Below are 12,806 nucleotides of genomic sequence, written 5' to 3'. Positions count from 1 at the left end.
AGTGCCAAGTGCCAAGTGCCAAGTGCCAAGTGCCAAGTGCCAAGTGCCAAGTGCCAAGTGCCAAGTGCCAAGTGCCAAGTGCCAAGTGCCAAGTGCCAAGTGCCAAGTGCCGCCCCCCTTCTGTCATCCTGAGCGACGCGCTTTTCGGCCTCGCCTCCGCTGCGAACTTCGGCGCGGAGCGAAGGATCTACTGCGCGTGCCGAGGGGTCCGTCGTGTCGCGCTGCCCTCTTGCCTCGCCGGCTAGATCCTTCGCTCGCCGCAGGAGTACTGCGCGCGGCGTCCGCGGGGCGGCTCTCTCAGGATGACACAATGGGGTGGCGCCTGGGATCACGCACTCAGGACTTAGCACTTAGCACTTAGCACTTAGCACTTAGCACTTAGGACTTAGGACTCATCCGCCCCAGCCAGCTGGCGCAGCAGCCGGTAGAGGAACTCGCCGGCCTCGTAGAACGACTCCACGCCGATGCGCTCGTCGGGGGCGTGGGCGCGGGCGTCGGTGACGTCCAGGAAGAGGCCGGAGACGCCGTACATAGGGATGCCCGCGCGGCGGAAGTGCTGGCTGTCGGTGGCGCCGATGGTCATTACCGGGAGGACGGGGACGCCCGGCCACAGCTCCGCGGTCACGCGCTCCACCGCTCCCACGATCCCCGGCGTGAGAGGCGACGGCGGGGCGGTGCGCGGCGTGGTCAGCGGCGTCACCGTGATCAGCGGGTCGTCGAGGACGGCGCGGATCGCCTCCACCACGTCGTCCGGGTTCTCGCCGGGGAGGATGCGGCAGTCGACGGTGGCGCGCGCGAAGAGGGGGAGGGCGTTGTCCGCCTCGCCGGCCTCTAGTCTCGTGGGGACGCAGGTGGTGCTCATAAGCGCCGCGTGGTACGGGTTCGCGGCCAGCCGGCGGGCGGCATCGAGGTCCCCCGCGGCGGCGGCGCGCATGTCGTCGTTGCCGCTGATGTCGCCCATGCGCGCAAAGAACACCTGCACCGCCTCCGTCATACGCAGCGGAAAGCGGTGCTCGGAGAGGCGCGCGATCCCCGCGGCCAGGCGGTGGATGGGGTTGTCGGCGGCGGGAAGGGCACTGTGGCCGCCGCGCCCCGCCACCTCCAGCCGCAGCGGGAGCGGAAGCTTCTCGGCAACCTGGATCTGGTTGGACGCGCGGCGCCCGCCCTCGATGCGCCCGTAGCCGCCCTCGTTCAGCCCGAACCCGGCGTCCACCAGGCCGCGGTGATGCTCCACCAGCCAGGCGGCGCCGTTGTGCTCCCCGCCCTCCTCGTCGGCCGTGAGCGCGACGACGAGGTCGCGGTCGGGGACGAAGCCCTCGCGGCGCATGCGGACGAGCGCGGCGAGCCAGAGCGCGCACATCGCCTTGTCGTCCAGCGTGCCGCGCCCGTAGAACCAGCCGTCTTCCTCAGTCAGATGAAAGGGCGGGACGGTCCAGTCCTCCGGCCGCGCGTCCACCACGTCCAGGTGCGCCAGGAGGAGGATCGGCGCATGGCCGCCGCTGCCACGCAGGCGCGCCACCAGGTTGTGCTTGCGCGGGTCGGGCCCCAGCACGGACACGTCGTCCGCGGGGAAGCCGCCCGCCCGCAGCCACCCCGCGGCGGCCCAGGCGGCGTCCGTGGTGCCGTGCTCGGGGGAGGTATCGATCTCGACGAGCGCGCGAAAAATCTCCCGCGCCTGCTCGCGTTCGTCCGGTGGGTGTCCGTCCATGATCTCCATCGTGGAAGCCAGCCGTGTGCCTTTTGAGCGATGCTGTTCCATCCGCCCCTGCTCAAAACGCGCCCGCTCACATACATTACCCGCACAAACAACCCGCAGTCGGAAACAGCTCCCCTATCCGAGGTGCAGATGATCCTGGCCTGGCCTTCGCGTGCCGCGCTCCTGCTCGGCCTTGCGCTCCCGCTCGCCGCGTGCGACACGCCGCTCTCCCCGCACTCCGTAATCGCGCCGCGGCTGGCGACGGTGCCGGCGCAGGGCACGGCATCGACGCTGGACGTGGCAAGCTGGAACATCGAGTGGTTCGGCAGCACGGGCAACGGACCCGCCGACGAGGCGCTGCAGCTCTCGAACGCGCGCGACATCATCTCCGGCGCGGACATGGACGTGTGGGGCGTGGCCGAGATCGTGGACCAGGCCCACTGGAACAGCCTGGAATCGCAGCTCACCGGCTACACCGGCCTGCTGGCGGGCGAGTCCGGCGTCACCGGCGGCTCCACGTACTACGGCTCCACCGAGCAGAAGGTGGGGCTCCTCTACAAGTCGTCGATGGCAACGCTGCTCGGCGCAAAGATCATCCTGACCGCGTACGACACCGACTTCGCCGGGCGCCCGCCGCTGGAGGTGACTCTGCGCATGACGCTGAACGGCGTCACCGAGGACGTGGTCTTCATCGTCCTGCACGCCAAGGCCTTCAACGACGACGCCAGCTGGCAGCGACGCGCCAACGCGTCGGCCGCGCTGAAGTCGTACCTGGACGCCACCTATCCCACGCAAAAGGTGTTCGTGGTCGGCGACTTCAACGACGACGTGGACACCTCCATCACCGCCGGGAAGGCGTCGCCATACAAGAACTTCGTGGACGACGCGGCGCGCTACTCCTTCCCCACCAAGGCGCTCTCCGATGCGGGGGCCACGTCGACCACGTCGTACACGGACATGATCGACCACCACCTGGTGACCAACGAGGCGAGCGCAACCTATGTAGCCGGCTCCGTCCAGGTGTACCGCGTGGATTCGTACGTCGCCAACTACGACGCCAGCACCAGCGACCACTACCCGGTGCTCTCCCGCTACACGTTCGGCGGCGGCGGCACCACCACGCCATCGGTGCGCGTCACGGCGCCCAACGGTGGCGAGTCGTACACGGCCGGAAGCAGCCAGACGATCACCTGGACTTCCGCGGCGGTGTCGAACGTGAAGCTGGAGTACACGCTGGACGGCACCGCCTGGACGCAGATCACCGCCAGCACCCCCGCCGCGGCCGGCAGCTTCGGCTGGACCGTGCCCTCCACCGCCAGCACCGCCGCAAAGGTGCGCATCTCTGACGCCAGCGCCGCGACGCTGAGCGACGCGAGCGACGGCGCCTTCACCATCACCACGACGACGGCGACTCCGGCGAAGGTGATCATCAACGAGATCATGGCGAACGAGCCGGGGAGCAACGTCGCGGGCGAGTTCGTGGAGCTGGTGAACGTGGGCGGGACGTCGATCGGCATCGGCGGCTGGACGATCTCGGACGGCGGCGGCGTGCGCCACACCTTTGCGTCGGGCACCACGCTCGGGGCCGGCAAGGCGATCGTGGTGTACGGCGGGTCGGGGAGCATCCCGGCGGGGCTCACCAACGCCGTGGCCGCATCGACCGGCGCGCTGAACCTGGCCAACGGCGGCGACCAGGTGATCGTCAGGAACGGCACGACGACCATCAACAGCTTCACCTACCCCTCGTCGCTCTCGGGCACGGATGGGGTGTCGATGAACCGCAGCCCGGACACTTCGGCCACGGGCGGCTTCGTGCTGCACACCGCGGTTTCGTCGCTGGCGTCTTCGGGCGGGAAGCGGGCGAACGGGACGGCGTACTGAGCGACGCCGGGCGATGAACACCGGGGGCTAAAGCCCCCGGCTGGAACGACGGGAAGCCGGCTGAAGCCGGCTCGAGAAACGCGGCATTCGACCCAGAGTCCGCGGAGGCGGACTTTGTGTGGTTCCAGCGGCCTTCATTCGCTCCAGGTACGGCGATGGGTATGGGGCCCCGGCACGCGCGCGTAAAGCGTGTGCCGGGGCCCGTTTCGTCGTGGCGGCGAATCCCTCCACCCGCCTCCGCCGTACCGCATGCAGAGCCCGCGTGCGCGTCCGGGTCCGTTGCGTGCACAGAGGCAGTGAACGCACTCACGCACTAACGCACTCACGCACTTATCTCCATGGCCAACCCCTTCCGCGATCTCTTCTTCCCCGGCGGCAACGCGGAACAGCTGGTGGAAGCGCTGGTCCCCCGCCGCACCTTTGCGGATGTGGTGCTGCCGCCGGCCACCCGGCGGGCGCTGGACAACGCGCTGGTGCAGATCCGCAAGCACGACGTGATCTTTGGGGACTGGGGGCTGGGGGAGCGGCACGCCACGGGGCTGGCGCTGGCCTTCAACTTCGCCGGGCCGCCAGGGACTGGGAAGACGATCTGCGCCGAGGCGGTGGCGCATGCGCTGGGGAAGCGCCTCCTCGTGGTGCGCTACGCCGAGCTGGAGAGCCAGTGGGCGGGCGCCACGGCCAAGAACGTCGCCGCCGTCTTCGCATCCGCGCGCGAGCAGGACGCGGTGCTCTTCTTCGACGAGGCGGATGCCATCGCGGGGCGCCGCTTCACCTCGGTGGACCAGGGGTACCAGCGCGAGGCCAACGCCGTCGTCAACGTCCTGCTGCGCGAGCTGGAGGAGTTCCCCGGCGTGGTGATCTTTGCGACGAACCTCGCCGCCAACTTCGACCCGGCGTTCGAGCGGCGCATCCGCACGCACATCCTCTTCGAGATGCCGGGGGCGGAGGAGCGCGAGCGGATCTGGCGCGCGCAGATCCACGCCCGAAAGACGCCGCTGGCCGACGACGTGGACTTCCAGGCGCTCGCCAACCTGTACCCCGCCAGCGGCGGCGACATCAAGAACGCCGTCCTCAAGGGCGCGCAGATGGCCATCGGCGAGCCCGGACCCGACACGGAGAAGCAGATCGCCCAGCGGCACTTCGCGGAGGCGATGCAGGAGGTGGTCGCGGCCAAGCGGGTGATGGAGCAGTCGCTCTTCACCGACCCCGCCATGGCAGCGATGGCCGGCAGCGCCCTCACCGCATCGGACGGCGTGCGCGACGAGGTGGACGCGCTGGCGGTGCGCCTGGTGGAGGTGGAGGACGCCGTCGTCCCCGTGAGCGAGTCGCTGCGCCGCGTGGAAGCGTCGCAGGCGGAGACGCGGCGCCGGCTGGATGAGGTGCACGCCGCCCTGGCCGCCCAGCGCGAGTCCACCGAGGAGTCGCTCCGCCAGACGGGCGTCGTCCTCGGGGGCCGGCTGCGCACCCTCTTCTGGGTCTCTGGCAGCGCCCTCGCCGCCGCGGTCGCGGCGCTGGCCGCCGCGCTCTGGTAGGCGCGGTTCAGATCCCGGCCGGCACCCCCACGATCTCGACCGCGGGGATCTTGCCGGCGGGGGTGGGGGCGGGGCGCGCCAGGTAGCGGCCGTGCACCCAGCCGCGCAGCCCGTCGCGGCCCTCGATGCTGTCCAGCACGTCCACCCGGCGCCAGGCGTCGCTCTCCTCCCGCACCTCCACGCGCGTCCCGGCCGGGAGCGCGGCGACGAGCGGCTGCTGTGAGCCGGGTCCCTGGCGCAGGTTCAGCGCCTCGCTGGCGATCAAGACGTCCCGCGGCTTTTCGTAGGACGCCAGGTAGCGGCCGTGCACCCAGCCGCGCAGCTCGTCGCGGCCGTGGACGCTGTCCTGCACGACGACGCGGCGCCAGCTCCCGCTCTCCTCTACGACTTCCACGCGGGTCCCCATCGGGAGCGCCTCCACGAGCGGATGCTTCGAGCCGGGGCCCCCGCGCAGGTTGAGCTCCTCGGTGGTGACGAAGGAGTCGGGCTGTTCATCGCGCCCGCCCATCACCTTCTTGCGGAAGGCCGCCATCGGGAAGCACGGCCCCGGGTCCTGCTTGCGGCCGGGGGAGATGTCTTCGTGGCCGATCACGTCCTTGATGCCGTAGGTGCGCACGAGAAGCCTGGAAAGCTCCATCGCGGCGTCGAGCTGCTTGGGCGTGTACTCGTGCCAGCCGCGCGGCGTCTCCTCGTTCTTGTGCAGCGCCTCGCGCACTTCCGCATCCGGGTATGCGCCGCCGAAACAGGAGATCCACTTCCCGTTGGCACCCCGCTTCATCCACCCGGCGTTGTCCAGCTCGATCCCCAGCGAGTAGGCGTTCAGCCCCACGACTCCCTCCCACTTGCTCTTGCCGGCGTGCCACGCCGCGCGGTCAAAGGGCACCATCTGCGTGATCGCCCCATCGCGCCCGATGACGATGTGCGCCGACGCCTTCGCCTTCAGGGTCGCCAGGAAGCTGATCGACTCGCGCGCATTGCGCCCCGCGGTGTAGTGGATCACCAGGTACCGCGGATCCAGCTTCTTGCTCACGTTCGGCGAGCTGACGAACGGGTACGGTGTGCCGTCGTCTTTGACCAGACGGTGGTTGACGATTTTCATGGGGGCCGGTGTGCGGGAGGAAAGCAGGCCGTTGCGGAGAAATCGGCCGAGGAGGGATACAGATAGATGCCGCGCTGGCCGCTGAAACGCAACGTGCACGAAAGGGGCTCAACCGCGGAGGAGGCGATCCGGGGTATCTCGTGAGATCCGCCAGCTCCTTCTCGGCCTGACGATCTTCCCGCATGCCCTACTACCCCAACCAGCACCAGCGCCGCTCCATCCGCTTGCGCGAGTATGACTACAGCATGCCCGGCGCATACTTCGTCACCCTCTGCGTCGCGGGGCGACGGTGCTCCCTTGCCGAAATCGTCGAAGGTGAGGTGCGGCTGACCGCATCGGGTGAAATCGTCGCGGATTGCTGGGCCTCTCTGCCCATCCGCTTCGCCGGGATTCGGCTCGACACCTCGGTTGTCATGCCGAACCACTTCCACGCAACGATCTTTATGGTAGGGGCGCGATTTATCGCGCCCACCGCCTGTCCGACCGAGGGACCTGCTCTATCCGTCGATGTGCCAACGGGTGGTGCATCCGAGCCGGATACAGGCCACCAGCACGCCTCTGGGGAGGGCGCGATAAATCGCGCCCCTACGGAGGCATCGCCACACGTCCATAGGGCGGTGACGTGGGGGGAGGTGGTGCGGACCTTCAGGGCGGCGTCGGCGATCAGGATCCGGAGGGAGGCCGATTCGGGGTTCGCATGGCAGCGCAACTACTTCGAGAGGGTGCTGCGGGATGACGACAGGGTGGGGCGGGCGAGGAGGTACGTGGCGGAGAACCCGGGGCAGTGGGCGGATGATGAGGAGCGGTGACCACGCCCGCGTGTTCCACCCATGGCATCCTTTCTGCGCCCCGTGGCACGTCCCGCGGGGCCTGTGCGGCCCGGCGGTGCAACACGATGGGACCTCCACGACGGTGGCGAACATGTACACGGCACGAGAAGAAAACGACCGGCGTGATGCCCCGCGAGGCGACCGCCCCTACGGACGGCGGATCGACTGCTGCGCGGAAGAGAGCACGCGCAACGTGGCCGCCACACCGGCGCGCGGCGGCGGCCGGCCCGCCCCGGAAGCATGGGCCGCACACGACTCGCGCAGCTGAGCCCACTCACCCGTCCTGACCGTCTAGCTTAATGGCTGAAGCCCAACTCCAGGCCGCGGCCGTGGACCCGGACCAGCTCCGGGTCTCGCGGTTGCGCGCCGTTCGCGGCCCCAACTTCTGGCGCCTCGCCCCCGTCATCGCCTGCGACGTGCGGCTCGGGACACTGGAGGACGTACCCTCCAGCCAGTTCCCCGGCTTCAGCGAGCGGCTGGTGGCGGCCCTTCCCACGCTGCGCGAGCACCCGTGCTCGCGCGGCACCGAGGGCGGCTTCGTGGCGCGCCTGGAAGAGGGTACCCACCTCCCCCACATCCTGGAGCACGTGTCGCTCGAGCTGCAGACGCTCGCCGGCTCCGACGTGTCGTTCGGGCGCGTGGTGGCCTCGGGCGACGAGGGGGTGTGGTGGCTGATCGTGGCGTACGAGGAGGAGGACGTGGGGCTCCAGTCCGTGCGCGAAGCCGTGCGGCTGGTGAAGGCGTGCATGACCGGCGACGAGATCGACGTGGAGGAGATGATCGAGGACCTCCACGACCTGCTGGAGAGCGTGCGCCTGGGGCCCTCGACGGCCGCGATCGTGGAGGAGGCGCGCCGGCGCGGCATCCCGGTGCGGCGCCTCAACTCGTACTCGCTGGTGCAGCTGGGGCTGGGGAAGAACCTGCGCCGCGTGCAGGCCGCCATGTCGGACTACACCAGCGCCATCGCCGTGGAGATCGCGCAGGACAAGGACGACACGCGGCGCGTGCTGGGCAACATCGGCCTCCCTGTGCCGCAGGGCGGGATCGCGAGCAGCGTGGAGCGCGCCATCGAGCTGGCGGAGGAGATCGGCTACCCGCTGATCCTGAAGCCGCTCGACGCATCGCACGGCCGCGGCATCAGCGGCCGTCTGGACGACCACGACGCGCTGCGCCGCGCCTGGGAGGCCAACAAGGACATGGGGCGCAGGATGGTGATCGAGCGCTTCGTGACCGGCCGCGACCACCGCGTGCTGGTGGTGGACGGCAAGCTGGCGGCGGTGGCCGAGCGCGTCCCCGCCCACGTGATCGGCGACGGAACGCACACTGTGCGCGAGCTGATCCGCAAGGCAAACGAGGACCCGCGCCGCGGCCGGGGGCACACCAAGATCCTCACCCACCTCCCGGACGACCGGCTCACGGACGCGTACCTGGAGAAGAGCGGGCTGAGCGTGGACCACGTGCCCGCCGCGGGGGAGCAGGTGCTGCTGCGCGCCACGGCGAACCTCTCCACCGGCGGCACCTCGGTGGACCGGACGGACGAGATGCACCCCGACAACGTTACGGCGTGCGAGATGGCCGCGGGGATCGTGGGGCTGGACATCGCGGGGATCGACGTGCTGTCGCCGGACATCTCGGTGCCTTTCCGCGAGAACGGGGCGGTGATCATCGAGGTCAACGCCGCGCCGGGGCTGCGCATGCACTCGCACCCCAGCGAGGGGACGCCGCGCAACGTGGGCGCGCCCATCATCGACATGCTGTACCCGCCGGGGACGCCGTTCACCATCCCCGTGATCGCCATCACCGGGACGAACGGGAAGACGACGACCACGCGCCTCACCGCGCACCTCTTCCGCCAGACGGGGAAGACGGTCGGCTTCACGACGACGGACGGCGTGTACCTGCAGAACCGGCAGGTGATGGAGGGGGACATGACGGGCCCCTTCTCGGCCAACATCATCCTCAGCAACCCAACCGTGGAGGTGGCGGTGCTGGAGACGGCGCGCGGCGGGCTGCTGCGCGCGGGGCTGGGCTTCGACGAGGCGGACGTGGGCGTGGTCCTCAACGTCTCGGCCGACCACCTGGGGCTGCGCGGCATCAACACGGTGGAGCAGCTGGCCGAGGTGAAGGCGGTGATCGCGGCGGTGGTGAAGCGCGAGGGGCACGCGGTGCTCAACGCGGACGAGCCGCTCGTCTACGCCATGCGCGACAAGACGGGGGCGGACATCGTCCTCTTCTCCACCGCGCAGCCGGGGGAGAACCGGAAGTTCGAGGACCACATCACGCGCGGCGGCATCGGGGTGCGCATCGAGGACAGCGAGTTCGTGATCCGGCGCGGGCGGCTGCGCATCCCCATCGCGCGCATCACCGAGGTGCCGCTGATGGTGGGCGGGGCCGCGCGCTTCCAGCAGGGCAACATCCTGGCGGCCATCGCCACGGCGTACGTGCAGGGGGTGCGGTACGACACGATCCGCGCGGGGCTGCTGTCGTTCTTCCCCTCGCCGTCCATGACGCCGGGGCGGCTCAACATCATTCGCGTGGGCGAGGCGCGCGTGCTGGTGGACTACGCGCACAACGCCGCGGCTCTCGAAGGGTTGATGGAGATGGTGGCCAACATCCCGGCCCGCCGCCGCATCGGCCTGATCACCGCCCCCGGCGACCGCCGCGACGAGGACATCCGCGCCGTGGGCCGCATCTGCGCCACGCTGGACATGGCGGTCGTCAAGGAAGACCAGAACCCGCGCGGCCGCGGCAACCTGGAGATCACCGGCCTGATCGTCGACGGCCTGCGCGAGGGCGGCATGCCCGCCGACAACATCGAGCAGATCGTGGACGAAATGGAAGCCCTGGAGCGCGGCCTGGGGATGCTGGAGAAGGATGACCTGATGGTGGTTCTGGCCGACGACGTGCCGGGCGTTCTGGCGGCGGTGCAGGCCCGGGTCGGCGAGCCGGCGGCGGCGTGATGAGGGGGTCGGAGCGGGGGCTGGCGGCGGTGGGTGGGGGAATGGGGAATGGGGAATGGGGAATGGGTGAACTGCCCGCCGTGCCGGGTTTCGCGGCGGAAGGCGCGCTCCGGAGCCGGGCGCGCGCGTGCCTGGCCTCCGGCCACGGATCCCTACCCCTGTACGCTTTCCCCTGCTTCCCGCGATTCCCCATTCCCCATTCCCCATTCCCCTGTCTCCTGCGATTCCCCATTCCCCATTCCCCATTCCCGGCAGTTCCGTGACCCGCCCGGACCCCTACGCCGAGATCCGCCTGGTCTCGCTCCGCTCGCTGCGCGGCGCCAACTTCTGGTCCACGCGACCCATCACGCGGCTGGACGTGGCGGTAGGCGAGTACGACGAGATCTCCTCCGCCGAGGTCCCCGGCTTCACCGACGCGCTGGTGAAGGCGCTCCCCGGCCTCCGCGAGCACCGCTGCAGCATCGGCGAGCGCGGCGGCTTCATCACGCGCCTGCGCCGGGGGACGTACGCGCCGCACATCGCCGAGCACGTGGGGCTGGAGCTGCAGACGATGGTGGGGCACGACGTCGGCTTCGGCCGCGCCCGCGGCGGCGACCGCGAGGGGGAGTACACCGTCGTCTTCGAGCACTTCCATGCCGAGGTCGGCACGCGCTCCGCCGCCCTGGCGCTGGAGGTGGTGCAGCGCGCCTTCGCCGGAGAGCTGGAGACGGTGGACTACGCCGTGGCCGAGCTGGAGTCGCTCAAGGCCACCCCGGACGTCCCCGCGCTCCACCAGAAGGTGCTCTGTGGCATAACCGGCGGCGACGGCCGCGCCGAGGTGCGCGACGAGCTGGCCCGCCGCGGCATCGGCGGCGACGAGCTGGTGGTGGACGTGGCGCCCTCGTATCTCCTCAACGCCGGGCTCCCCTACAGCCGCTCCGACGTGGCCATCGTTCTGGACGCGGACCCGGTGGATGTGCCGGAGCGCTACCGCGACGAGGAGCGCGCGCGGCAGCTCGTCTCCGTTCTGGCGGACGGCGTGCGGCGCGGCGGAGTGCTGGTTTGCCCCGTGGAGGAGTGGGAGGTGCAGGACCGCGCCCGCGATGCTGGATGCCTGGTGGCCGTCTTCACCACCCGCGACCGGGTGCGGGCGCGCGACACGCGCGTAGCCCACTCCGTAGCGCTGGTGCGCGACGGCCGCATCGTGATCGACATGGGCGGCGAGACGATGGACGACGGCGAGCTCCTTCCCGACGTGCCCGTGGCGGCGCAGGTGGCGGCGGCGCTGGCCGCGCGCTCGCTGCGGCAGCTCAATGGGGAAAGCTGATGTCGGCTGAGGTCGGGGAAGCGAACGAAAGCGAGCAGGCGGACATCCCAACGCGCCGGCGCACGGACCGCCACACGGGCGTCCTGGTGCTGATCGGCGGCGCGTGCGATCCCGAGGGGGCGGCGTTCAGGTCGTTCATCGAGCTGTGCCGCGCGCGCGGCGGGGGCGGCAAGATCGTGGGCCTCACCACCGCCTCGCACGAGCCGGTGGAGTCCGCCAACGACTGGATCCGCGCCTTCGCCACCGCCGGCGTGCGCGACGTCGCCATCCCCATCGTCGACTCCCGCGACCGCGCGCAGGACCGCGCCGTCGCGCGCATGATCGCCGAGGCCGACGGCGTCTTCCTGGGCGGCGGCGACCAGGTGCACCTGGTGACGACGCTGGCCGGCTCGCGCGTGGGCCACGCCATCAGCGACCTGTACGGCTGCGGCGGCGTCATCTGCGGCACCAGCGCCGGCGCCGCCGCCCTCACCGAGACCATCCTCGCCGGCGGCGAGCCGGACGAGTACGGCCAGATGCAGCAGCTGCACCTGGGCCCCGGCTTCGGCCTGCTGGGCTTCCGCGCCGTCATCGACACGCACTTCACGCAGCGCCGCCGCCTTCAGCGCCTCTTCATGGTAATAGCCCGCAACGCCGAGCTCATGGGCCTGGGCATCGACGAGGACACGGGCATCATAATCCGCGGGCACCTGGGCGAAGTCGTCGGCCGCGGCTCCGTCACCTTTGTCGACGGCCGCGGCGTGCGCTTCGACAACGCCGACGCGTGCATGGAGGGCGTCCCCCTCACGCTCAGCTACCTGCGCGTGGGCATCGTCGGCGCCGGCTACACCTTCAACCTCCGCGAGCGCGAGCTGGAGACCCTCCTCGAAGCCCGCACCGCCAACACCGCCACCGAGGTGCTGCGGGGGGACGGGGCGGCGGGGTAGCTATTTGGCTCACACTCTTCGTAGTAAGCGCGTCCGCGCTGTTGGAATTGACCCTATAAGGATTATCGCGTACTTTGTGTCGGGGCGATCTCAAGGCCACTGGAATTCCTCAACACCACCATGGAGGGTATGATGTCTTATCCATTAAGCGATCGCGAGAAGGAGTTGATGCTCGCGCACGACAAGCAGTATCAGGAAAGTCTGGAGAACGGGCGTAACGGTGAGTACTACTCAACAACCGGAGGGCAAGGCTGGTTCGAGAGTACGGAGAAGTACCAAGCGAGGCAGCTTGCGTACAAGCGTGGTCAGACCGAACGAGTCATGAGCGGAAAGCCAAAGCACAAGGGCGGATGATTCAGCCGCTACTAGAGGCTATCGCTCCACAAGACAGTGACCATGCGGTCCTGTACAGAGCGGCACCAGAGTGGGGCGCTATTTTGTTCCATGGAGAAGAGACGGTCTTGATGATCGCGGCAGAAGATTCCCCTTGTGCCGTCTGCAACCCAAGGTACGCCTCACTAAGTGCTGAGCAATTATGCCTGCACGAGCGTGTGGCACTACACGCCTGATGAGTGG

The 12,806-nt window shown here is 69.7% G+C and carries 8 protein-coding genes; 6 read left to right on the top strand and 2 right to left on the bottom strand.

What is annotated here, in order from left to right:
- Positions 1–385: 385 nt before the first annotated feature.
- Positions 386–1,708, bottom strand: a complete 1,323-nt coding sequence (locus VF584_16050) for a M20/M25/M40 family metallo-hydrolase (GenBank protein HEX8211687.1) — start codon at positions 1,706–1,708, stop codon at positions 386–388.
- Positions 1,709–1,846: 138 nt separating this feature from the next.
- On the opposite strand from VF584_16050, the gene VF584_16045 reads away from it, so the two are divergent.
- Together VF584_16045 and VF584_16040 are read left to right on the top strand one after the other, a co-directional pair.
- A complete protein-coding gene (locus tag VF584_16045; protein HEX8211686.1) occupies positions 1,847–3,577 on the top strand; it encodes a lamin tail domain-containing protein in 1,731 nt (576 codons plus the stop codon).
- Positions 3,578–3,915: 338 nt separating this feature from the next.
- Entirely contained in the window at positions 3,916–5,109 is a 1,194-nt protein-coding gene (locus VF584_16040) for an ATP-binding protein (GenBank protein ID HEX8211685.1), read from the top strand.
- Positions 5,110–5,116: 7 nt separating this feature from the next.
- On the opposite strand, the gene VF584_16035 is transcribed toward VF584_16040, so the two are convergent.
- Positions 5,117–6,208 (bottom strand): N-acetylmuramoyl-L-alanine amidase, encoded by a 1,092-nt coding sequence (locus VF584_16035; protein HEX8211684.1) that lies wholly within the window; start codon positions 6,206–6,208, stop codon positions 5,117–5,119.
- 182 nt (positions 6,209–6,390) lie between these two features.
- Here VF584_16035 and VF584_16030 point away from each other — a divergent pair, with 182 nt between their 5' ends.
- The 4 genes from VF584_16030 to VF584_16015 all read left to right on the top strand — a co-directional run bounded on the left by VF584_16030 (position 6,391) and on the right by VF584_16015 (position 12,230).
- On the top strand, positions 6,391–7,017 hold the full coding sequence (locus VF584_16030; protein ID HEX8211683.1) for a hypothetical protein: 627 nt from the start codon (positions 6,391–6,393) through the stop codon (positions 7,015–7,017).
- A 320-nt stretch (positions 7,018–7,337) separates the two neighbouring features.
- Positions 7,338–9,998 carry a cyanophycin synthetase gene (cphA, locus tag VF584_16025; GenBank protein HEX8211682.1) on the top strand — a complete coding sequence of 887 codons (2,661 nt, stop codon included), beginning with the start codon at positions 7,338–7,340 and terminating at the stop codon, positions 9,996–9,998.
- Positions 9,999–10,257: 259 nt separating this feature from the next.
- Complete coding sequence (locus VF584_16020; protein ID HEX8211681.1) at positions 10,258–11,304, top strand: hypothetical protein; 1,047 nt, start codon at positions 10,258–10,260, stop codon at positions 11,302–11,304.
- A complete protein-coding gene (locus VF584_16015) occupies positions 11,304–12,230 on the top strand; it encodes a cyanophycinase (GenBank protein HEX8211680.1) in 927 nt (308 codons plus the stop codon). Before VF584_16020 ends, VF584_16015 begins: the two co-directional genes overlap by 1 nt.
- Positions 12,231–12,806: the final 576 nt, after the last annotated feature.

Origin of the sequence: Longimicrobium sp., assembly GCA_036389135.1 — a bacterium.
Classification (GTDB): Bacteria; Gemmatimonadota; Gemmatimonadetes; order Longimicrobiales; family Longimicrobiaceae; genus Longimicrobium.
The sequence above is the reverse complement of the archived record's forward strand: the minus strand, read 5'-3'. Positions and strand labels throughout refer to the sequence as shown.